This window comes from Streptosporangium sp. NPDC000095, assembly GCF_042899335.1.
GTDB lineage: Bacteria > Actinomycetota > Actinomycetes > Streptosporangiales > Streptosporangiaceae > Streptosporangium.
This window is the reverse complement of the sequence record NZ_JBIAZS010000011.1, coordinates 169,206-191,488: the sequence shown is the minus strand read 5'-3', so window position 1 is coordinate 191,488 and position 22,283 is coordinate 169,206. Positions and strand designations below refer to the sequence as shown.

The following is a 22,283-nucleotide window of genomic DNA, read 5'->3' as shown; positions in this document are numbered from 1 at the left end:
GAGGCTAGTGGATCCCGGCGAAGAGATCGTCCTCACGGTCGTACGGCTCGCCGAGCCCGCCCATTTCGATCGGCGCTCCCGGGCCCGCGGGACCCCGTACACCGGAGCGGAGGATGAAGTGCTCGACCCCGAGGAGTTCCTGGCCGACGTCGTTGGACAGGGCGAACCAGGGCGGGCTCACGCTGATCTGGGTGGCGTGCGCCCGCAACGCCTCGGTCTTCCTGTCGATGTGGGCGCGGGCGTCGATCTCGGTGGTGACGTCCCCGTCCGCGCAACCGAACGGCAGGTCGTCGACCGGCTCGACGAGAAAGGGGGTGCCGCTCTCGCGCATCGCCTCCTCGCTCCTGTGCAGCACGGATCTGGGGACGGCTGTGTGGTAGAACTTCGCGACCCGCCACGGCCCGTCCCCGCCGAGCACCTCTCCGGACGTCCCCCCGGCCCTCTCGTCGGGCACCTCCCCGCCCCCTCCACCGGGGGCCTCCCCGGACGCGGAAGCGCCCTCCGAGCGGGTCACGGAGCCCGAGAGCACCCCGAACCCCGGGTCGGCGGCCAACTCGACGGCCCGCCAGGCGACGCGGTGGGCCTGGATGTGGTCGGGGTGGCCGTAGAAACCGTTCTCGTCGTAGGTGACGAGCACCTGGGGCCGCACCTCGCGGATGATCCTCGCGAGCTCGCCCGCCGCCTCGTCCAGGTCGGCCCCCCAGAAGGCGTTCTCCCTGTGGTTGGAGGCGGCGCCCATCATGCCCGAGTCCCTCCAGCGGCCGGGGCCGCCCAGGAAGCGGTGGTCGGTGACGCCGAGCGCCGCGCAGGCCGCGGCGAGCTCCTCGACGCGATGCTCGCCCAGCGTGTCGTCGCGGTCGGCGGTCAGGTGGGCCAGCTCCGGGGGGATGACCTCGCCCTCCTCCCCCAGCGTGCAGGTCACCAGCGTGACGTGCGCGCCCTCGGCGGCGTACCTGGCCATGGTGGCTCCGCTGCCGATCGTCTCGTCGTCCGGGTGGGCGTGTACGAGCATGAGGCGCCGATCAGTCATGCGTCCGAGGGTATCGATGCCGGGCATCGCCCAGAACCTCCGAATTCCCTTCCCGGCGGCCCCTGGAAAACAAGACACTCGATGCGGAACTGGCAAGATGGCTGGTATGAGTGAGAGCTTCCCTCGCCTGCACGCCAGAACCCGTCGATTCACTCTCGGGGTGCCGCGCGGCTTCACGATCGCCCCGGGCGGTGACCGCGTCGTCTTCCTCCGGACCAGGAGCGGCTTCGACCCGGTGACCTGCCTGTGGGAGTACGACGTCCTCAGCGGCACGGAACGGCTCATCGCCGACCCTCGCGCGCTGGCGGCCGACGAGGAGGACCTGCCGCCCGAGGAGCGGGCGCGCCGCGAGCGGAGCAGGGAGCAGGCCGGGGGCATCGTCGGATACAGCACCGACTCGGCGGTGACCGTCGCCGCCTTCGCTCTCTCCGGTGGCCTCTACGTCGTCGATCTGAAGACCAGGCACATACGGCGGCTGACGACCTCCGGGCCGGTGATCGACCCCCGGATGTCCCCCACCGGCGTCCACGTCGGCTACGTGACCGGCGGCGCGTTCCACATCCAGGACCTGGAGGACGAGGTCGACCACGCGCTGGCCCGTCCCGAGTCTCCCGAGGTGACGTACGGCCTCGCCGAGTTCATCGCCGCCGAGGAGATGGACCGCATGCGGGGTTACTGGTGGTCGCCGTCGGGTGAGGCGATCCTGGTCGAGCGGGCCGACGAGTCGCCGGTGCAGCACTGGCACATCGCCGACCCCGCCAACCCGGCCCGCCCCGCCACCGAGCAGCGCTACCCCGCCGCGGGGACGCCCAACGCCGGGGTCGAGCTCTTCGTCCTCACCCTCGACGGGGCCCGCGTCCCGGTGCCCTTCGACGACGAATACCTCGTCAACGCCGGCTGGGACGCCCACGGCCTCTCGATCGTCACCATGACGCGCGACCAGCGGACCATGCGGCTGTTCGACGTCGACCCCGCCACCGGCACCTCCACGCTCGTCCGCGAGGACACCGACCCCGCCTGGGTCGACGTCGTCACCGGCGTTCCGGGCCACCTGTCCGACGGCAGCCTCGTCTGGGCCGCCACCGCCGAGGGCGGCCACCGCCTGATCGTCGGCGACTCCCCCGTCACGCCGCCCACCCTCCAGGTCCGTCAGATCCTCGACATCGACGGCGAGACCGTGCTCTTCCGCGCGAGCGGTGAGCCCACCGAGATCGCCGTCTGGGCCTACCGGCGGGGCCAGATCACCCTGGTCAGCCCGACCGAGGGCGGCGTCTACAGCGGCCACACCGCGGGCGGCACCCTGGTGATCACCGGCCAGACCCTCGGCAGTGAGGGTTCGGTCACCCGCGTCCTGCACAACGGCACGCCCCGCGGCCACATCACCTCCCACGCCGAACGTCCCACCCTGGACCTGCGGGTCTCCCTGATCAAGGCGGGCGAGCGCGACCTCGCCACCGCTGTACTCCTGCCCGCCGGGCACGTGCCGGGCTCGGCGAGGCTGCCGGTCCTCATGGACCCGTACGGCGGACCGCACGCCCAGCGCGTGCTGGCCGCGAGCGGAGCGCACCTGACCAGCCAGTGGTTCGCCGACCAGGGCTTCGCGGTGGTCGTCGCCGACGGCCGCGGCACCCCGGGGCGCGGCCCGGAGTTCGAGCGGGCCGTCCTGCACGATCTGGCCACCCCGATCCTGGAGGACCAGATCGACGCCCTGCACGGCGCCGCCGCGCGGTTCCCCGACGACCTGGACCTGTCGCGGGTCGGCATCAGGGGGTGGTCGTTCGGCGGTTATCTGGCCGCCCTCGCCGTGCTCCGCCGCCCCGACGTGTTCCACGCGGCCGTCGCCGGGGCCCCGGTGACCGACTGGCGCCTGTACGACACCTGCTACACCGAGCGCTACCTCGGCCACCCCGACGAGGGCCACTACGACTCCTCGTCGCTGTTCGCCGACGCCGAGAAGCTGGACCGCCCCCTGCTGCTGATCCACGGCCTCGCCGACGACAACGTGGTCGCCGCGCACACCCTGCGCCTGTCCTCCGCCCTGCTGGCCGCGGGCCGCCCGCACAACGTGCTGCCGCTGTCGGGGGTGACCCACATGACCCCGCAGGAGACCGTGGCGGAGAACCTCCTGCTCCTCCAGGTCGACTTCCTGAAAAAGTCTCTGTCCTGAGCTCTCTTCGGGAAGGCCCTCTGCTCAGGGCCTTCCCGAAGCAGAGCCTGTCCTGAGTTTCCCTCCGGACGATCTTGTCCTAAGCCACCGGTCACCGTCGTCGGCGCACCGCCTCCACCGAGCGGTGAAGGCCGGTCGCGACCGTCAGGCACGGCACCAGGGCAGCAGGGCAGCGGTCAGGCCACCCGGTGCGCTGAGCGAGTCCGGTACGGCACGCCGCGCACTCCCGACCGTCAGGGTGACAGCAGCCCGTGGCACAGTTGGTCGGCACTCCAGTCCTGCCACCGCGCCGTGGTCCACCCGCATTCACGGGTCATCACCAGAAACAGATCCGGCGACAGCAGCCCGACCGTGATGTCGGTGGCCTGGCTTTCGGTCAGGCCGGGCCGCAGGGCCTGCAGGCGGGCCAGGATGGTGACGACCTCCCCGTGAGCGGTGTGCCGCTGTTCGCTGTTGGCGGCCCATTGAGCGGCCATGTCGGGGTCGCCAGCCGCCGCGTCGCGGACTACCGCGAGGACGGGGGCGACCCGGTCGAGGATGACGCCGCTATGGTGCACCCATCCCCGCACCACCGCCATCGGATCCTGCTCCGCCTGCAAGGCGGCGAACCAGGGCCGTTTCAGCAGCGGCACGGGCTCCTCGTCTCCGGTGGAGGCGACATCGACCACGTACTTGAGTAGCTGGCTCTTGGTCCCGTAGTGGAAGTAAACCGTCTGCACCGACACCTCGGCCGCGTCGGCGATCTGCTGGAAGGTCGCCCCGGCATAGCCGCGCCCCACGAACAGCCCTTTCGCGGCGTTCACAATACGGCTTCTGGTTTGTGCCGAACGCCGCTTGGGGCTCTTGACGTCTTCCATTCATTTAGAGTACCACTTTAGAGTGGTACCTTAAAGTATCACTATAAAAGGAGATGGTTCATGATCGCCCTGGGTGGATTCCACCATGTCAAGCTGCCTGTCTCGAGCGTGCACAAGAGTCTGGAGTGGTACCGGCGCGTGCTCGGCCTTGAGGTGGCGATCGAGTTCGTCGAGGACGGCGTGCTGCGCGGCGTGGCGCTGAACGACACGGACCAGACGCTGATGCTCGCGCTACGCGAGGAGCCCGAGCGGGCCGCCACCCTGGGCGGGTTCGATCCGGTCGCACTGGCCGTGCCAACCGTGGAAGCGCTCCACGCCTGGTCCGATCATCTGGATGCCCTCGGTGTAAATCACTCCGGCATCGCCGAAGGGAGCGTGGGATGGCTGATCGGCGGTGTCATCGACCCCGACGGCATCGAAATCCGGCTCTACACCCAGCAGAAGCGGCCATGAACGCTTTCCATCCGCCCGTAGGGGCCGGCTATCGGCGTATCCCCAAGCCATAGAAAAGAGGACCTACCATGATCGGCACCCCCCTCCTTGCCGGGCTCGCCATGGCTGCGGCCATCATCGCACCCGCGCCCGTCACCGCCCACGCGGACGCACAGCGCCTGGCCGCGACGGCCAACTGGCCGGAATCCGGCTCGTTCCTCAGGTACGACCACAATCTCGCCACGGGCAAGTTCGAGGCCTCGATGAAGGGCACCTACGAAATCACCGACATCCATCCCGACCTCTTCCAGCCGGTAGGCACCGCCCACGTTAAAGGAAATGTGATCAACCAGGTCGCGGGCGACTTTCGCTGCGCCTTCGGACTTTTCCGCATCACCTATCTCGCCACCGACGGAAACCTGCTTTCCACCATGAAGTACTACCGGAACTGCAAGGGCAAGACCAAGCTGGCCTTCGACTTCTCCCACCCGAATGTCCACCGGCTCGAAGCCAAAGCGTGCACCGACGGCAAGCGCCCGGAAGGCACCAAGCCATCGCTGCACTGCCTGGAGGACAGCGGGTGGAAGACCCTCTACGTGAGCTACCCCTGAGAGAGCGGGAAGGTAGGGGGCGGCAACGACATCGGCTTCGCCGGGTATGGCGGCGTGTGCATCCAGGCCGACTGCACGAGCGCGCCCACCACGGCGATCCTCGACCGAATTCCCGCACTGAGGCAGCCCCTGAGCGGCCTCCTCACCGAGATCAAGCGCCGCAGCCCCCACGCCCAGATCGTCATGACCGGCTATGGCGGAGCGGTCACCCGTGACCAGAACGCCACCAACGTCCAGCTCGACCCGATTTGCGACGCCGGTGTCTTCAGCGCCGAGGAGCGCCTGGCGGGGGCGGAGGTCTCCGGCGCGGCAGGAACGACCCGACGGTCGCGTTCCGCCGCTCACCAAGGTGTGGCAAGGACCCGTCCCCGCGACCTCCGGGTGAGAGCCGCAGGGACACGCTCTCACCTGGAGGTGCCGTGCCAGCTGCTCCACAGTGCCGCGTACGAGCCTCCGGCCGCGACCAGCTCGTCGTGCGAGCCGAGCTCGCTGACGCGGCCGTCCTCCACCACCGCGACCCGGTCGGCGTCGTGGGCCGTGTAGAGGCGGTGGGCGATCGCGATGACCGTACGTCCTTCGAGGACGGCGGCGAGTGAGCGCTCCAGGTGGCGGGCGGCGCGGGGGTCGATCAGCGAGGTGGCCTCGTCCAGGACGAGGGTGTGCGGATCGGCGAGGACCAACCGGGCCAGGGCGAGCTGCTGCGCCTGGGCGGCGGGGACGGCCTCGCCGCCGGAGCCGACGACCGTGTCAAGCCCTTCGGGCAGGGCCTCGACCCACTCCCAGGCGTCGACGGCCTCCAGCACCTCGCGGACCCGTGCGTCGTCGGCGTCGGGCCTGGCGATCAGCACGTTCTCGCGTACGGTGCCGCGGAAGACGTGGTGTTCCTGGGTCACCAGGGCGACGTGGCCGCGCAGGTCGTCCAGGGGGAGTTCGACGAGCGGGACGCCGCCGACCGCGACCGAGCCGGTGCGGGGACCGTGGATGCCCGCGAGCAGGCGTCCCAGCGTGGACTTGCCCGCCCCCGAGGGGCCGACCATGGCGAGCCGCTCCCCCGGCCTGATCGTGAGGTCGATGCCGTGCAGCACGTCGTGGCCCTCACGGTAGGCGTAGCGGACGTCGTCGGCCCTCAGCTCGCTGCCCTCGGGAGCGGCGGAGGTGGCCTCGCGGTCGTCGGGCACCTCGGCGACGCCCAGCAGGCGGGCCATGGAGGCGCCGCCGACCTGGAGCTCGTCGATCCACATGAGTAGCCGGTCGAGCGGGTCGATGAGCTGCTGGACGTACAGTGTGGCGGCGGTGACCTGCCCCAGCGATACCCAGCCCCGGGTGTAGAAGAGGCCGCCGATGACCAGCGTCGCCACGATCGGGATCACGTAGCCGAGCTCGACCGTGGGGAACCAGACCGTGCGCAGCCCCATCGTGTATCTCTCGGCCGCCCACGACTCGGCGATGTCGGCGTCGGTGCGGCGGTGGCGCCGGTCCTGCAGGCCCAGGGCCTCCACGGCGCGAGCGCCGTTCACCGTCTCGGCGAGGCCGTCGGTCATGTCGGCGTACGCCGCGCTCTCTCGCAGGTATCCGTCTCTGGCCCGCTTGAGATACCAGCGGGTGGAGATCCACAGGACGGGGACGGCGAGCAGCGAGGGCAGCGCGAGCAGCGGCCCGACCAGCAGCAGCGCGCCGACGGTGATCACGCAGGTGACGAGCGCGATCAGGGTCTCCGGCACGGCGTGCCGCACGGTGCGCGACAGCGAGTCGACGTCGCGGGAGGTCCTGGAGATCAGGTCGCCGGATCCGGCGCGCTCGACCGTGGACAGCGGCAGGCCGAGCACCCGCCCGACGAACTCCTCGCGCAGCTCGGCGAGGACCTTCTCCCCGAGCCTGGAGGAGAAGTAGACGGCGAACCTGACCAGCACCGCCTGGGCGACCACGAAGCCGCCGATGGCGAGCGACACCCCGGTGACGTCGATCCCCGAGTCGTCGTGGACGCCCTGGACGAGGCCACCGAGCAGCCACGGCGCCGTCAGGCCCGCGACGGCGGCGAGGGCGTGCAGGAGGAGCGCCACGGTCAGGTCGCGGGGGTACTTCAGGGTGAGCCTGCGGGCGTACGCGCGGACCTGCGACTGGTCGGCGACAGGCAGGATCTGCCTGCTCATCACGCTTCTCCCCGGGTGACGACGGCGGCGTAACCGGGGTGGGCGGCGAGCAGCTCCCGGTGCGTGCCCTGGGCGCGCACGACGCCTCCTTCGACGTAGACGACGTGGTCGGTGCGGTCGAGCACCAGCGGGCTCGTCGTGCAGACCAGCGTGGTCCTGCCCGCGCGTGCCTTGGCCAGCCGGTCGGCGATGCGCGCCTCGCTGTGGGCGTCGACCGCGCTGGTGGGCTCGATGAGGATGAGCACCTCCGGGTCGAGGGTGAGCGCCCTGGCGAGCCGGAGCCGCTGCTGCTGGCCGCCGGAGAACTCCCGGCCCGCCTCGGCGACGCGCCCGCCGAGGCCGCCGGGCAGCGCCTCGACGATGTCCTCGGCGCACGCGACCCACAGCGCCCGGCCCAGCTCCTCGTCCGTGGCGCGGCCTGTGACGTCGAGCTCGTCCCTGAGCACTCCGGCGAACAGTCTCGCGTCGTTGTCGGCGACGAGGATCCGGCGGCGCACCTCGGAGACCGGCAGGGTCGCGAGCGACACGTCGCCGAAGTCGACGTCGCCCTCGCCGTAGCGGCCGAGCCGGTCGGCGATGGCCTCGGCCTCCTCGGGGACGGCCGCCGCGACGGCGGTGAGCATGCCGGGACGCACGGCGACCCCGGAGGCGACGTCGCGCAGCAGGCCGCCCTCCGAGCGGCCGGTGCCGCCCTCCACCTCCGGCCTCAGCGAGAGGATGCGCACCACCCTGCGGGCGGCGACGTGCCCCTTGGTCAGCTTGTCCGCGGCCTCGGTGAGGGTGCGTACGGGGGCGATGAGGAAGGCCGCGTAGCCGTAGAAGGCGACGAGCTGGCCGGCGCTGATCTCGCCGCGCGTCGCGAAGGTCGCGCCGAGCCAGGTCACCGCGGTGACCAGCAGCCCGGGCAGCAGGACCTGCGCGCCCTCCAGCATCGACTCCACCGAGGCCACCCGCACCCCCGCCCGCCGCACCCGCTGGGACTCGGCGCCGTAGCGGTCGGCGAAGACCCGCTCGCCGCCGATGCCGCGCAGCACCCGCAGGCCGGAGACGATGTCCGCGGCGCGGGTGGAGAGGTCGCCCTGCAGGTCGCGGTGGGCGTTCTGGCGGTGGTGCAGCGGCCTGAGCAGGGGGGCGACGGCGACCGCCATCACGGGCAGGCCCGCCAGCACCATCAGGCCGAGCGGCGCCGAGCTGCTCAGCAGGATGACGGTCACGACGACGACGGCGACGGCCGCGCCGCCGCCCCGGATGAGGATGTCGATCGTGTTGCCGATGTGGGCGATGTCGGAGTTGCCGACGCTGACGACCTCGCCGGTGGACATGCGCTTGGGCAGGGTCGCGCCCAGCCTGGTCGCCTGCCTCGCGGTGACCTGGACGGTCCGGTAGGCGGCGGCGAGCCAGTTGTAGACGGCCATCCGGTGGCGCAGGATGCCGGCGACGGCCTGGGTGATGCCCAGGGCGAGCACCACCCCGCCCCAGATGGTCAGGGAAGGCACGTCCTTCGCCGTGATGGCGTCGATCCCCTTGCCCATGGCGTACGGCACGAGGGCCATCGCGAGCCACCACAGGATGGCGTAGGCGATGCCGAGGAGCAGCGGGCCCATCTGCGCGCGGGCCACCCACCACAGGTATCCGAAAGGGCTGCGGGCATCGGGAACGCCGGGGTCGGCGACAGGTAGGGAGCGCATCTCACAGCAAGGGTCACAAACTTCGACCAGGCCCGGCAAACCATTTTCGGCCTTCCCGGCGTGTCGCCGTCAATTGGGGTTGACAAGCACATCACGTCAACCTAAATTGACAGACATGAGCGATACGGCACAACTGGCATCCGACGCCGGCAGCCGCGATCCGGCCGTCGGCCTGCGAGCCGTGCGAGCGCTGCGGACACTGGTCGACCGGCTGGAGGCACTCCAGGTGGAGAACGCACGCGAGCAGGGCTGGTCCTGGCAGGAGATCGCGCACTGCCTGGAGGTCACCCGGCAGGCGGTGCACAAGAAGTACGCGGGTGGCCGAGGTTTACTGAGACGGGAGAGATAGCGATGTTCGAACGGTTCCATCACGATGCCCGCCAGGCGGTGGTCCTCGCCCAGGAGAACGCCCGCAAACTGCGGCACGACGTCATCGGCACCGAGCACATCCTGCTCGGCCTGCTCGCCCAGCCGGAAAGCGTCTCGGCGCGGGTGCTCGGCCGCCACGGCCTCGACCACGCCCGCGCCTACCGGTCGGTCACCCGCCTCACCCCCCAGAAGCCCGGCAACGCGCTCGACGCCGAGGCGCTGGAGTCGATCGGCATCGACCTGTCCGCCGTGCGGGAGAAGGTCGAGGCGACCTTCGGACCCGGCGCGCTGGACCGCAAACCCGACATCCAGCGGCGGGGCCGGCTGTTCGGCTTCCACGTCCCCTTCAGTCCTCGGGCGAAGAAGACCCTGGAGCTGTCCCTGCGCGAGGCCGTGAACCTCAAGCACAACTACATCGGCGACGGCCACATCCTGCTGGGCATCCTGCGCGACGGCGGAGGGCGGGGCGGCGAGGTGCTGGCCGACGCGGGCATCGACGCCGCGACCCTGCGACGGGAGATCGTGAGCGAGCTCGGCCGGCCACCCGGAGGACACCGGCCCTGACGGAGGGCGGAAACCACACCCGGCACGTCACCGGCTCGGGACGGTGAAGGCGGCCACGCCCGGACACCGACGGCCTGGAACGGTGAAGGCGGAAACCACACCGGTCAGGGAAAACGGGAAAGCGGGAGCCGCGCCCGGTGTGGGGCGGCTCCCGCTTCCGGGAGATCTACTTCGCGGCTCGCAGGTAGTCGCGGTTCATCTGGGCGATGGTGTCCAGCGGGATGCCCTTGGGGCAGACCGCCGTGCACTCCCCGGTGTTGGTGCAGCCGCCGAAGCCCTCCGCGTCCATCTGCTCGACCATCGCCTTGGCGCGGGAGTCGCGCTCGGGCTGGCCCTGCGGCAGCAGGGCGAGGTGGGTGATCTTGGCAGCCGTGAAGAGGGAGGCCGAGCCGTTCGGGCAGGCGGCGACGCAGGCGCCGCAGCCGATGCAGGTGGCCGCGTCGAACGCCGAGTCGGCGTCGTCCTTCTTCACCGGGACGCTGTGCGCGTCGGGGGCCGATCCCGCGGGGACCGAGACGAAGCCGCCCGCCTGGATGATCCGGTCGAACGCCGAGCGGTCCACGACCAGGTCCTTCACCACCGGGAAGGGCGCCGCGCGCCACGGCTCGATGGTGATGACCGCGTTGTCCTCGAAGTGCCGCATGTGCAGCTGGCAGGTGGTGGTGGCCACCTGCTCGCCGTGCGCGACCCCGTTGATGACCATGCCGCACATGCCGCAGATGCCCTCGCGGCAGTCGTGGTCGAAGGCGATCGGGTCGTCGCCCTCCAGAATGAGCCGCTCGTTGAGGACGTCGAGCATCTCCAGGAAGGACATGTCCGGTGACACGTCCTCGACCCGGTAGTTGACCATACGGCCCTTGTCCTCGGGCCCCTTCTGCCGCCAGATCTTGAGAGTGAGGTTCACTTGTAACTCCGCTGGCTCATCTTGACGTACTCGTAGTCGAGATCTTCCTTGTGCAGGATCGGGCCCTGCTCCCCGTACTCCCAGGCGGCGACGTAGGCGAAGTGCTCGTCGTCGCGCAGGGCCTCGCCGTCGGCGTCCTGAGACTCGGCGCGGAAGTGGCCGCCGCAGGACTCGGTACGGTGCAGCGCGTCGATGCACATCAGCTCGGCCAGGTCGAAGAAGTCGGCCACCCGCCCGGCCCGCTCAAGCGCCTGGTTGAGCTCCCCGGCCTCGCCGGAGACCTTCACGTTCTTCCAGAACTCCTCGCGCAGCTCGGGGATCCGCTCCAGGGCCTTGCGCAGCGACTCCTCGGTGCGCTCCATGCCGCAGTGGTCCCACATGAGCCTGCCCAGCTCGCGGTGGTAGGAGTCTGCGGTGCGATCGCCGTCGTTCGACAGCAGCCTGGCGATCTTCTCGCGCACCGCGACCTCGGCCTCCGCCACGGCCTCCTCGTCGACCTCGCCGTACGGACCGTTCGCGAGGTAGTCGCCGATCGTGGTCGGCAGCACGAAGTAGCCGTCGGCCAGGCCCTGCATCAGCGCGGACGCGCCGAGGCGGTTGGCGCCGTGGTCGGAGAAGTTGGCCTCGCCGATCACGAACAGGCCGGGGATCGTGGACTGCAGGTCGTAGTCCACCCACAGACCGCCCATCGTGTAGTGGACGGCCGGGTAGATGCGCATCGGCTGGGCGTAGGGGTCCTCGCCGGTGATGCGCTCGTACATCTCGAAGAGGTTGCCGTACTTCTTCTCCACCGCGTCGCGGCCCAGGCGGCGGATCGCGTCGGCGAAGTCGAGGTAGACGCCCAGGCCGCCGGGGCCGACGCCGCGACCCTCGTCGCAGACGTTCTTGGCGGCGCGGGAGGCGATGTCGCGCGGGACCAGGTTGCCGAACGCCGGGTAGATGCGCTCCAGGTAGTAGTCGCGCTCCTCCTCGGGGATCTCCGAGGCCGGACGGCTGTCGCCCCGCTCCAGCGGCACCCACACGCGGCCGTCGTTGCGCAGCGACTCCGACATCAGTGTCAGCTTCGACTGGTAGTCGCCGCTGACCGGGATGCAGGTCGGGTGGATCTGGGTGTAGCAGGGGTTGGCGAACATCGCGCCGCGCCGGTGCGCCCGCCAGATCGCCGTGGTGTTGCAGCCCTTGGCGTTGGTCGAGAGGAAGAACACGTTGCCGTACCCGCCGCTCGCCAGCACGACCGCGTCGGCCAGGTGCCGCTCGATCTCGCCGGTGACCATGTCGCGGACGATGACGCCGCGCGCCCGGCCGTCGGAGACGATCAGGTCGAGCATCTCGTGGCGGGTGTGCATCTCGACGGTTCCCGCCGCGATCTGCCGCTCCAGCGCCTGGTACGCGCCGAGCAGGAGCTGCTGGCCCGTCTGGCCGCGCGCGTAGAAGGTGCGGGAGACCTGCGCGCCGCCGAAGGAGCGGGTGTCGAGCAGGCCGCCGTACTCGCGGGCGAACGGCACGCCCTGGGCCACGGCCTGGTCGATGATGTTCACGCTGACCTGGGCGAGCCGGTAGACGTTGGACTCGCGGGCGCGGAAGTCGCCGCCCTTGACCGTGTCGTAGAACAGCCGGTAGATCGAGTCGCCGTCGCCCCGGTAGTTCTTCGCCGCGTTGATGCCGCCCTGGGCCGCGATGGAGTGCGCGCGGCGGGGCGTGTCCTGGTAGCAGAAGGACTTGACGTTGTAGCCCAGCTCGCCGAGGGTCGCGGCGGCCGAACCGCCCGCGAGCCCCGTGCCCACGACGATGACGTTGAGCTTGCGCTTGTTGGCCGGGTTGACCAGCTTGGCGCCGAACTTGCGCTTCTCCCAGCGGTCCTCGATCGGGCCTTCGGGAGCCTTGGTGTCGCGGATCGGCGCGCCCTCCGTATATCCCGGATATCCCGCGTGTCCCGTGCTCATGCCCCGCTCACCGCTCCTCGCTCACCATGCGGAAGATCCGCTCCTCGTACGCCGGCTCCCCGCACACCCCGCGAAGGACCCGCCTCTCGTCCGTCGCACCGGAGATCGGCTCCCCGTACGCCGCCACGCCCGGCTCCGCTCACTTGATCACTCCGACCGCGACCGCGACCGGGACCGCGAGGAAGCCGACGACCAGCAGGGCGGACAGCCCCGTGGCGGCGGCCCTCAGCGAGCGGTAGCCTCGGCGGCTCGCCAGGCCGAGCGTCTGGAAGGCGCTCCACAGGCCGTGGCGCAGGTGCAGGCCGACCATGACGACCGCGAACACGTAGAACAGGGTGACCCACCAGCGGGACGGCGCGAAGCCCTCGACGAGGCGCTCGTACGGGGTGGAGCCGGCACCGGCCGGGTTCGCCGCGCCGAACGTCAGGTCGAGCAGGTGGTAGACCACGAACAGCACAATGACGACGCCGCCGTAGCGCATCGTGTGGACCGCGTAGCCGTTCGCCCGGGACTTGCGCCTCGCCGCGTACCTGACCGGGCGGGCCTTGCGCGCCCGTCTGGCCAGCGAGATCGCCGCCCACATGTGCAGGCCGACCGCGACGACCAGTCCGATCTCGACGACGGTCAGCAGGGTGCGGTGCGGGAGGATCGGCTCGCCCATGGTCCGCAGGAAGGCCGCGTAGGAGTTGAAGGACTCCGCGCCGAAGAAACTCTTGAGGTTTCCGGCCATGTGCCCGACGAGGAAGAGCACCATCACGGCACCCGTGACGGCCATCACGGCCTTCTTGCCGTTGGTGGAACCCAGGAAACCGCCCCGCCGCCTGGGTCGCGTCGACTTCGCGGGGGCGTCCGCCGAAGGTTTCACCGGCGCGGTGGCGGATCCGCGCTCAATCGTGGCAGTCACGTCCATCACGCTAGGTAGGAGGGTTTACCACCGTCCAAGTCATCGAGGATGTGGTTTCCATAGCCTGTGGCTATCACCTCTGCGCTTCTGCTGCTTCCGGAGGCGCGACCGCCCCGCTGTGCGAGCAATCTCACAACTTCCTTATGGGGCAATCTCCCATTTTCTCCCGTGTCGCCGTCGGCCCCGGATCCAAGGCCGGAGGATCCATGCGCTATAAATACCCGCGCGTCCGATATGTCCCGGCAGGCATCCGCCCCCGGCGACCCCCTACGCTTGGGAAACGTGCAGCTCCAGCAACTCGCCTACTTCGTGGCGGTCGCCGAGGCCCGCCACTTCACCCAGGCCGCCGAGAGGATGCGCGTCGCCCAGCCCTCGCTGAGCAAGCAGATCAAGGCCCTGGAGGCCGAACTCGGCGCGTCGCTGTTCAGCCGCGCCCGGGGGAACGTCACGCTCACCCCCGCGGGCGAGGCCCTGCTGCCGCTGGCCCGCAGGATGCTGGCCGACGCCGAGACCGCGAGAAGCGAGGTCGGCGAGCTGGTGGGACTGCGCCGCGGCCGGGTTCGGCTGGGCGCGACCCCCTCGCTCTGCGCCGGGCTGCTCGCCGACGCGCTGGCCAGGTTCCACCACGCCTACCCCGGCATCGAGCTGTTCGTGGAGGAGGGCGGCTCCCGCGACCTGGTCCGCACCCTCGCCCGGGGCCAGCTCGACCTGGCGCTGATCATCATGCCGCTGCACAACGACGATCCCGCCCTCGTCACCGAGGAGATCCTGCGGGAGAACCTCGTCGTCGCCTCCCCCTCCAACGACCACCCCCGCAAGCCGTACGCGCGCATCGAGGAGCTGCGGCGGCGGCCGATGGTGATGTTCAGGCGCGGGTACGACCTGCGGGAGGCCACGCTCAGCGCCTGCAGACAGGCCGGGTTCGAGCCCATGTTCGCGGTGGAGGGCGGCGAGATGGACGCCGTGCTGCGCTTCGTCGAGGCCGGGCTGGGCGTCGCCCTGGTCCCCTCGATGGTGCTGGACGGTCGTCCCGGACTGGCGGGCACCCCCCTGGCACCCCCCGGACTGCGCCGCACCATAGCGATCGCGCACCGCAAGGACGTCGAACCCACCCGGGCAGCCCAGGCCTTCCGCGCGACCCTGCTCCGCTTCCTCACCGAGGCCGCCCGCGACGGCAGCCTTCCGCAGGGGGTCGACCTGATCACCGAGAGCTGACGGTGCGGGAGGAGGAGGCGGGCGCTTTGCCGCGTTCCCATGTGCGGAGCAGGCACGACGGCGGCCGGTGGATCAAGGTGACTGATCAACACCCTCCAAGTGCCGGTGTCGCACTATTCTACGTAGCGTCGACAGGTTCTCCCGATCAACGAAGAGGCGTCAGTGACCGCCCCCGCCAATGAAACGCTCACGCTCCTCCTCATCGAGGACGACGCGGGCGACGCCTTCCTCGTGGAGGAGCTGCTCAGCGAGGCGGACAACCCACCCAAGATCATTTGGGTGCGCAGCCTGGCCGAGAGCCGGGAGCGCCTCACCGAGGACGTGCGATGCGTGCTCGTCGACCTCTCCCTGCCCGACGCGACCGGTCTTGAGGCGCTGGAACAGGTGCTGTCGATGGCGCCGCACGCCGCCGTGCTCGTGCTGACCGGTCTGAACGACACCCACGTCGGTGTGGAGGCCGTCGCCGCCGGCGCGCAGGACTTCCTGGTCAAGCAGGATGTGGAGGCCCGCCTGCTGGCGCGGGCGATCCGCTACTCGATAGAGCGCAAGCGCGCCGACCTCGCCCAGCGCAAGCTGGTGCAGGCCGAGCTGCTCACCAAGGAGAACTCCCGCCTCGAACGCGGGCTGCTGCCGGTCCCGCTGCTCACCACCACGGTCCTGGACCACCACGCCCGCTACCTGCCAGGACGCAGACGCGCCCTTCTCGCCGGTGACTTCTGGGACACCGTGCAGAGCCCCGACGGCGCCGTCCACGTGGTGGTCGGCGACGTGTGCGGGCACGGCCCCGACGAGGCCGCGCTGGGGGTCGCGCTCAGGATCGCCTGGCGGACCCTGGTCCTGGCCGGGCACACCGGCAACGAGTTGCTCACCACCCTGGAGTCGGTGCTCCGCCTGGAACGCAAGTCCGCGGAGATCTTCACCACCCTGTGCATCGCCACGATCGATCCCACGCTCAGCACCGCGCGGATGCACGTGGTCGGCCATCCGCCGCCGCTGCTCATCCGCGACGGCGAGATCGGCGTGGTGCCGGGCACCCCCTCGGGACCTCCGCTGGGGATCTTCCAGGGCATCGAGTGGTCGGAGATCGACGTCGAACTCGGCGACGACTGGTCGCTGCTGCTCTACACCGACGGCCTGATCGAGGCCACCGTGGGCGGCGGACCCGACCTGCTCGGCACCGAGGGCCTGCTCAGCCTCGTCCAGGAGCAGGGCGGGATCGAGCTCGACCGCCTCATCGAGCGCGTCGTCGAGCTGAACCGCGACGCGCTCAGCGACGACCTGGCGACCGTGCTCATCTCCAGGAACGGGAAGTGATGGCCGACCGCTCCGACCGCTCCGACCGTTCGAGTCCGCGTCCCCTGCCCGCGTTCACCCCCGGTCGCGGGTTCGGGAACCTGCCGGTCGGACGCTGGTTCGCGTTCGCCGGGGTGGGCGTCGCACTGGTCTTCATGATCTCGGCCGCCGTCACGGTCAACGCGATCGAGGAGACACGGGAGGCGAAGGAGGCGCTGGTCGACGTCGTCGACCCGGCGGCGCTGCGCCTGCTGGAGATCTCCAACACCCTGACCTCGCAGGAGAGCTCGGTACGGGCCTACGGCAGGACCAACGAGGAGATCTCCCTCCAGGAATACCGCAAGGCGATCACCGCGGAGGAGAGCGCGCTGGGCACCCTCACCGCGCTGCTCCCCCGGATGCCGGAGGGGCAGGCGGTCGGCGCCGAGGTGGCCGGGCTGAAGGCCGCGGGAGACGCCTGGCGGCGCGACTACGCCGAGAAGGTCATCGCCGCCGTGCCGACCCTCAAGACCGACGCGGCCCGGCAGAACGCCCCCGTCAACGCCACCCGCTTCAACGAGGTGCGCCAGTCCCTCGCGGTGCTCCAGAGACACCTGAACCAGCTGCACGACGCCGGTGTCGTACGGCTCGACGCCGGCTGGCAGGCCCTCTACGTCGCGCTCGTCGGGGTGGCCGCGGCACTCGTCGTGGCCGGGATCGCCGCGGTGCTCATCGTGCGGTACGCGGTGCTCCGCCCGCTGGCGGAGCTGAACCAGCAGGTCCGCGCGGTCGCCCAGGGAGACTTCGACCACAGGCTCAAGGTCGAGCGCCCCGCCGAGCTGTCGGAGCTGTCGGGCCACGTCGACGCGATGCGCCGCCGCATCCTCGCCGAGTGGCGCCTGTCCTCGGAGACGCAGCGCAAGCTGGAGGACCAGGCCGCGGAGCTGAAGCGCTCCAACGGCGAGCTCGAACAGTTCGCCTACGTGGCCAGCCACGACCTGCAGGAGCCGCTGCGCAAGGTCGCCAGCTTCACCCAGATGCTGGACCAGCGCTACAGCGACCAGCTCGACGAGCGCGCCAAGCAGTACATCGCCTTCGCCGTCGACGGCGCCAAGCGCATGCAGATGCTCATCAACGACCTGCTCGACTTCTCCAGGGTCGGCAGGATGGGCGGCGAGCGCACCAGGATCGACGCCACCGTGCCGCTCAGGGCCGCGCTGAACAACCTCGGCGCGACCATCGAGGACAGCGACGCGACGGTGACCCACGACGAGCTGCCCGAGGTGCTCGGCAACCGCCCTCAGCTGACCCAGCTCTTCCAGAACCTCATCGGCAACGCGATCAAGTTCCATTCGCAGGACCCACCGGTGATCCACATCGGGGTGCGGCGCGACGGGGACATGTGGGAGTTCTCCTGCACCGACAACGGCATCGGCATCGACAGTAAGTACACTGACCGCATCTTCCTGATCTTCCAGCGCCTGCACGGACGGGACGTGTACGCGGGCACGGGCATCGGGCTGGCACTCTGCAAGAAGATCGTCGAATATCACGGTGGCCGGATCTGGGTCGACTCGGAAAACGGGGGAAGCACCCAGAGCGCCGGAACCACCGAAGTCACCGAGCCCGGTGAGAACGTCGAGAAGGCCCCGAGACGGGGTACGACCTTCCGCTGGACCCTTCCCACAGGAGATTTGGATGAATGACCTGCGCTGGATCGACGTGCTCCTGGTCGAGGACGACCCGGGCGACGTTCTGCTGACGCGGGAGGCGTTCGAGCTCAACAAGGTCCGCAACAAGCTGCACGTGGTGAACGACGGCGAGCAGGCCATGGCCTTCCTTCGCAAGGAGGGCGACTACGCCGACGCACCCAGGCCCGACCTGATCCTGCTCGACCTCAACCTGCCCAGAAAAGACGGCAGGGAGGTGCTCCAGGACATAAAGGCCGACGAGAAGCTCCGCGGGATCCCGGTGGTCGTGCTCACCACGTCGGAGTCCGAGGAGGACATCCTGCGCAGCTACAACCTGCACGCCAACGCCTACGTCTCCAAGCCGGTCGACTTCGACCAGTTCATCAGCGTGGTCCGGCGGATCGACGACTTCTTCGTGACCGTCGTCAAACTGCCCAGCTCCAACCAGCACTACTGACGGCCCGCGAGGGCGCGGGCGTGGGGATCGCATCGGTCACCGGTGCCGCGTACCCGTCCGACGGCCCGCGAGGGCGCGGGGATGGACGAAGTCAGGGGTTGTCCTTTCGCCACATCTGTGCCTCCGGCCCGCCGAGACCTCCCTGTGATCGTCCACCTCGTGAGACGTCGCAGGCGAGGTACCCTTGGCAGACGAACGTGACAGGAATCACACCGGGGTAGTGAAATTGTGAGAGACCCCTTGCACACAACCCCTGGGGTCCGTCGTAACGTATCCCCCACCAATAAGCGCGCGCACGTGTGAGCCCGGCGCGACGATGGCCCGGACACGCGGCACGACTGATACAACCCGGACACCTGGGCGAGCGGGGTCCGCGGGAGGTGGAGAGGTCTCGATGACCCAGACAACGGCCGAGAGCCCGGCCAGAAGGCAACGTGCGCAGATCAAGGAGCGCACTCTGCGAACGGACCAGTGGTGGCGCTATCCGCTGGTCACTTTCATCATCTTCACGGCATTCCTCGTCTACGCCACGTGGGCGATCTTCGATACAAGCTACTTCACGGCGCCGTACCACGCGCCGTTCGCGTCGCCCTGTCTGGCGACGAGCTGTCCGCCGGGCGCACGACTGTTCGGCCTCGCGCCCTTCGGCGACTGGTACACCCTGCCTCCCGGCCTGCTCATCCTCGGCCTTCCCGCGGGCTTCCGCTTCACCTGCTACTACTACCGCAAGGCCTACTACCGGGGGTTCTGGCTCTCGCCCCCGGCCTGCGGGGTGAACGAGCCGCACAGCAAGTACACCGGTGAGTCGCGCTTCCCGCTCATCCTGCAGAACGTCCACCGCTACTTCTTCTACGCGGCCATCGTCATCGGCCTCGTCCTCGCGCACGACGCGGTGAAGTCGCTGATCGAGAGGCCCGGCGGTCTGGGCACCTGGATCCTGGTCGTCAACGCGGTGCTGATCAACCTGTACACCCTGTCGTGCCACTCCTGCCGGCACATCACGGCCGGGCGCCTGAACCACTTCTCCAAGCACCCGATCCGTTACCGGGCCTGGGGATTCGTCTCCAAGCTCAACGCCAAGCACTCGCAGCTCGCGCTGATCTCCATGTTCTCCGTCATGGGCGCCGACCTGTACGTGCGCCTGGTCGCCAAGGGCATCATCGCCTTCCCGTTCGCATAAGGATCACCTGTGGAAATCGAGCGTCACGAATACGACGTCGTCGTCATCGGCGCCGGCGGTGCGGGGCTGCGGGCGGCCATCGAGGCCCGCCAGCAGGGCAAGCGGACGGCGATCGTCTGCAAGTCCCTGTTCGGCAAGGCGCACACGGTCATGGCCGAGGGCGGCGCGGCCGCCGCGATGGGCAACGTCAACAGCGACGACAGCTGGATGGTGCACTTCCGCGACACCATGCGCGGCGGCAAGTTCCTCAACAACTGGAGGATGGCCGAGCTGCACGCCAAGGAGTCCCCCGACCGGGTCTGGGAGCTGGAGGCGTGGGGCGCGCTGTTCGACCGCACCAAGGACGGCAAGATCAGCCAGCGTAACTTCGGCGGGCACGAGTACCCGCGGCTCGCGCACGTCGGCGACCGCACGGGCCTGGAGCTGATCCGCACCCTGCAGCAGCGGGTGGTCGCGCTGCAGCAGGAGGACGAGAAGACCCACGGCGACGCCGAGGCGTACATCAAGGTCTTCCAGGAGTGCACGGTCACCCGCCTGCTCAAGGAGACGGGTCCCGGCGGGAGCGGCGCGATCTCCGGGGCCTTCGGCTACTGGCGGGAGAACGGCAAGCTCATCCTGTTCGACGCCCCCGCGATCGTGCTCGCCACCGGCGGCATCGGCAAGTCGTACGTGGTCACGTCCAACTCGTGGGAGTACACCGGCGACGGCCACGCGCTCGCCCTGCTCGCCGGCGCGAAGCTGATCAACATGGAGTTCATCCAGTTCCATCCCACCGGGATGGTCTGGCCGCCCTCGGTGCGGGGCATCCTCGTCACCGAGTCCGTCCGCGGTGACGGCGGGGTGCTGAGAAACTCCGAGGGCAAGCGCTTCATGTTCGACTACATCCCGGACGTGTTCAAGGACAAGTACGCCACCACCGAGGAGGAGGGCGACCGCTGGTACACCGACCAGGCGAACAACCGCCGCCCTCCGGAGCTGCTCCCCCGCGACGAGGTCGCGCGGGCCATCAACTCCGAGGTGAAGGCGGGCCGCGGGTCACCCCAGGGCGGCGTCTATCTCGACGTCTCCACCCGTCTCCCGGCCGCCGAGATCGTCAAGCGGCTGCCGTCGATGCACCACCAGTTCAAGGAGCTGGCGGACGTCGACATCACCAAGGAGGCCATGCAGGTCGGCCCGACGTGCCACTACATCATGGGCGGCGTCGAGGTCGACGCCGACACCGGTGCGGCGGACGTGCCCGGCCTGTTCGCGGCCGGTGAGGTCTCCGGCGGCATGCACGGCTCCAACCGGCTGGGCGGCAACTCGCTGTCGGACCTGCTGGTGTTCGGCCGCCGCGCGGGCGCCGGAGCGGCCTCGTACGTGGACGGTCTCGCGGCCCGGCCGACGATCTCCGAGGAGTCCGTGGCCGAGGCGAGCGCGGAGGCGCTCGCCCCACTGGAGCGCACCGGCGAGAACCCGTACGAGGTCCACCACGAGCTGCAGCGGACGATGAACGAGCTGGTCGGCATCATCCGCAAGGCCGAGGAGGTCTCCGAGGCGCTGGAGGCGGTGGAGAAGCTCAAGGAGCGGGCCCAGGGCGTCGGCGCTGCCGGTAACCGCATCTACAACCCGGGCTGGCACCTCGCCCTCGACCTGCGCAACATGCTCCTGGTCTCGGAGTGCGTCGCGAAGGCGGCGCTGCTGCGCCAGGAGAGCCGCGGCGGTCACACCCGCGACGACTTCCCCGGCATGTCGCCCGAGTGGCGGGCCAAGATCCTGCGCTGCTCCCTCACCCCGGACGCCTCCGGCATCACGGTGGAGGAGAAGGTGCAGCCTCCGATGCGGGACGACCTCATCACGCTGTTCGACCGGGACGAGCTGAAGAAGTACATCACCGAGGAAGAGCTGGCCGCCTTTGACGCGCTGGCCGAGGAGTAACCATGAGTTACAAGGCGAAGTTCCGCGTGTGGCGGGGCGAGGGCGGCGAGGGCAAGCTTGAGGACTTCACGGTCGAGGTGAACGAGGGCGAGGTCGTCCTCGACATCATCCACAGGCTGCAGGCCACCCAGGCTCCCGACCTCGCCGTCCGCTGGAACTGCAAGGCCGGCAAGTGCGGCTCGTGCTCGATGGAGATCAACGGCAAGCCGAAGCTGGGCTGCATGACCCGGATGTCCACCTTCACCGAGGAGGAGACGATCACCGTGACGCCCATGCGGACGTTCCCGGTGATCAAGGACCTCGTCACGGACGTGTCGTTCAACTACCAGAAGGCCAGGGAGATCCCGTCCTTCACCCCTCCGGCCGACGTGAAGCCGGGCGAGTACCGCATGCAGCAGATCGACGTCGAGCGGTCCCAGGAGTTCCGCAAGTGCATCGAGTGCTTCATGTGCAACAACGTCTGTCACGTCATCCGCGACCACGAGGAGAACAAGACCAACTTCGCCGGTCCGCGCTTCCTGATGCGGATCGCCGAGCTGGACATGCACCCGTACGACGTGGCCGACCGCAAGGACTCCGCCCAGGAGGAGCACGGCCTCGGCTACTGCAACATCACCAAGTGCTGCACCGAGGTCTGCCCCGAGCACATCAAGATCACTGACAACGCGCTGATCCCCATGAAGGAGCGCGTCGTCGACCGGAAGTACGACCCGCTGGTCTGGCTCGGCAACAAGATCTTCAAGCGTTCCAGCTCGAAGACCTGACCTTCCCGCGTCTCACGGCGTCGTCCACGGGCTCTCCCGGGGACGGCGCCGTTCGCGCTTCGTCACGGGCTTCAGGGCCTTCGTACGGGCTCTCCCGGCCTGAGCTTCAGGGCTTCGTACGAGCCCTTTTCGCCGCCGTCTCCGGGAGCTTCGTACGGGCTCCCGGAG

The 22,283-nt window shown here is 69.7% G+C and carries 19 protein-coding genes; 12 read left to right on the top strand and 7 right to left on the bottom strand.

All coding sequences use genetic code 11. From position 1 onward, the window contains the following. Positions 1-4: 4 nt before the first annotated feature. Positions 5-1,030, bottom strand: a complete 1,026-nt coding sequence (gene mshB / locus ACFY3V_RS24460) for an N-acetyl-1-D-myo-inositol-2-amino-2-deoxy-alpha-D-glucopyranoside deacetylase (RefSeq protein ID WP_389776466.1) — start codon at positions 1,028-1,030, stop codon at positions 5-7. Positions 1,031-1,136: 106 nt separating this feature from the next. On the opposite strand from mshB, the gene ACFY3V_RS24455 reads away from it, so the two are divergent. Further along, entirely contained in the window at positions 1,137-3,197 is a 2,061-nt protein-coding gene (locus tag ACFY3V_RS24455) for a prolyl oligopeptidase family serine peptidase (RefSeq protein ID WP_362899009.1), read from the top strand. A gap of 233 nt (positions 3,198-3,430) precedes the next feature. Here ACFY3V_RS24455 and ACFY3V_RS24450 read toward each other — a convergent pair whose 3' ends face one another. Next, the gene (locus ACFY3V_RS24450; protein WP_362899007.1) at positions 3,431-4,054 is read right to left on the bottom strand and encodes a TetR/AcrR family transcriptional regulator; all 624 of its coding nucleotides are present in this window, start codon (positions 4,052-4,054) and stop codon (positions 3,431-3,433) included. Between the two features lie 60 nt (positions 4,055-4,114). Between ACFY3V_RS24450 and ACFY3V_RS24445 the strand changes: the two genes are divergently transcribed. Both ACFY3V_RS24445 and ACFY3V_RS24440 read left to right on the top strand, forming a co-directional pair. Then, positions 4,115-4,507, top strand: coding sequence for a VOC family protein (locus ACFY3V_RS24445; protein ID WP_362899005.1), 393 nt, complete (start codon positions 4,115-4,117; stop codon positions 4,505-4,507). Positions 4,508-4,575: 68 nt separating this feature from the next. Next, the gene (locus ACFY3V_RS24440) at positions 4,576-5,097 is read left to right on the top strand and encodes a hypothetical protein (RefSeq protein WP_362899003.1); all 522 of its coding nucleotides are present in this window, start codon (positions 4,576-4,578) and stop codon (positions 5,095-5,097) included. Between the two features lie 404 nt (positions 5,098-5,501). Here ACFY3V_RS24440 and ACFY3V_RS24435 read toward each other — a convergent pair whose 3' ends face one another. Together ACFY3V_RS24435 and ACFY3V_RS24430 are read right to left on the bottom strand one after the other, a co-directional pair. Further along, complete coding sequence (locus ACFY3V_RS24435) at positions 5,502-7,247, bottom strand: ABC transporter ATP-binding protein (RefSeq protein WP_362899001.1); 1,746 nt, start codon at positions 7,245-7,247, stop codon at positions 5,502-5,504. Next, positions 7,247-8,935: an ABC transporter ATP-binding protein gene (locus tag ACFY3V_RS24430; protein WP_389776460.1), complete on the bottom strand. Its 1,689-nt coding sequence runs from the start codon at positions 8,933-8,935 to the stop codon at positions 7,247-7,249. Before ACFY3V_RS24430 ends, ACFY3V_RS24435 begins: the two co-directional genes overlap by 1 nt. 115 nt (positions 8,936-9,050) lie before the next feature. Here ACFY3V_RS24430 and ACFY3V_RS24425 point away from each other — a divergent pair, with 115 nt between their 5' ends. Together ACFY3V_RS24425 and ACFY3V_RS24420 are read left to right on the top strand one after the other, a co-directional pair. Further along, positions 9,051-9,284, top strand: a complete 234-nt coding sequence (locus ACFY3V_RS24425; RefSeq protein ID WP_329085846.1) for an RNA polymerase subunit sigma-70 — start codon at positions 9,051-9,053, stop codon at positions 9,282-9,284. Positions 9,285-9,286: 2 nt separating this feature from the next. Then, positions 9,287-9,868, top strand: coding sequence for a Clp protease N-terminal domain-containing protein (locus ACFY3V_RS24420; RefSeq protein ID WP_389776456.1), 582 nt, complete (start codon positions 9,287-9,289; stop codon positions 9,866-9,868). A gap of 166 nt (positions 9,869-10,034) precedes the next feature. Here the strand turns inward: ACFY3V_RS24420 and ACFY3V_RS24415 are convergent, their stop codons facing one another. The 3 genes from ACFY3V_RS24415 to ACFY3V_RS24405 all read right to left on the bottom strand — a co-directional run bounded on the left by ACFY3V_RS24415 (position 10,035) and on the right by ACFY3V_RS24405 (position 13,625). Next, on the bottom strand, positions 10,035-10,772 hold the full coding sequence (locus tag ACFY3V_RS24415) for a succinate dehydrogenase/fumarate reductase iron-sulfur subunit (RefSeq protein ID WP_350947935.1): 738 nt from the start codon (positions 10,770-10,772) through the stop codon (positions 10,035-10,037). Continuing rightward, positions 10,769-12,715, bottom strand: coding sequence for a fumarate reductase/succinate dehydrogenase flavoprotein subunit (locus ACFY3V_RS24410; protein WP_362898997.1), 1,947 nt, complete (start codon positions 12,713-12,715; stop codon positions 10,769-10,771). The genes ACFY3V_RS24415 and ACFY3V_RS24410 overlap by 4 nt, the downstream gene beginning before the upstream one ends. Positions 12,716-12,854: 139 nt before the next feature. Next, positions 12,855-13,625, bottom strand: a complete 771-nt coding sequence (locus ACFY3V_RS24405) for a succinate dehydrogenase cytochrome b subunit (protein WP_389776665.1) — start codon at positions 13,623-13,625, stop codon at positions 12,855-12,857. A gap of 276 nt (positions 13,626-13,901) precedes the next feature. On the opposite strand from ACFY3V_RS24405, the gene ACFY3V_RS24400 reads away from it, so the two are divergent. From ACFY3V_RS24400 to ACFY3V_RS24370, 7 genes are all read left to right on the top strand, one after another. Beyond that, positions 13,902-14,834 carry a LysR family transcriptional regulator gene (locus tag ACFY3V_RS24400; RefSeq protein ID WP_362898995.1) on the top strand — a complete coding sequence of 311 codons (933 nt, stop codon included), beginning with the start codon at positions 13,902-13,904 and terminating at the stop codon, positions 14,832-14,834. A 162-nt stretch (positions 14,835-14,996) separates the two neighbouring features. After that, positions 14,997-16,148 (top strand): SpoIIE family protein phosphatase, encoded by a 1,152-nt coding sequence (locus ACFY3V_RS24395; protein ID WP_362898993.1) that lies wholly within the window; start codon positions 14,997-14,999, stop codon positions 16,146-16,148. Then, positions 16,148-17,812 carry an ATP-binding protein gene (locus ACFY3V_RS24390; RefSeq protein ID WP_389776449.1) on the top strand — a complete coding sequence of 555 codons (1,665 nt, stop codon included), beginning with the start codon at positions 16,148-16,150 and terminating at the stop codon, positions 17,810-17,812. The genes ACFY3V_RS24395 and ACFY3V_RS24390 overlap by 1 nt, the downstream gene beginning before the upstream one ends. Further along, complete coding sequence (locus ACFY3V_RS24385; RefSeq protein ID WP_350947941.1) at positions 17,805-18,254, top strand: response regulator; 450 nt, start codon at positions 17,805-17,807, stop codon at positions 18,252-18,254. Before ACFY3V_RS24390 ends, ACFY3V_RS24385 begins: the two co-directional genes overlap by 8 nt. A 394-nt stretch (positions 18,255-18,648) precedes the next feature. Then, positions 18,649-19,434 carry a hypothetical protein gene (locus tag ACFY3V_RS24380; protein ID WP_362898988.1) on the top strand — a complete coding sequence of 262 codons (786 nt, stop codon included), beginning with the start codon at positions 18,649-18,651 and terminating at the stop codon, positions 19,432-19,434. A gap of 9 nt (positions 19,435-19,443) precedes the next feature. Then, positions 19,444-21,351 (top strand): fumarate reductase/succinate dehydrogenase flavoprotein subunit, encoded by a 1,908-nt coding sequence (locus ACFY3V_RS24375; RefSeq protein WP_350947943.1) that lies wholly within the window; start codon positions 19,444-19,446, stop codon positions 21,349-21,351. Positions 21,352-21,353: 2 nt separating this feature from the next. After that, positions 21,354-22,115: a succinate dehydrogenase/fumarate reductase iron-sulfur subunit gene (locus ACFY3V_RS24370; RefSeq protein WP_350947944.1), complete on the top strand. Its 762-nt coding sequence runs from the start codon at positions 21,354-21,356 to the stop codon at positions 22,113-22,115. Positions 22,116-22,283: the final 168 nt, after the last annotated feature.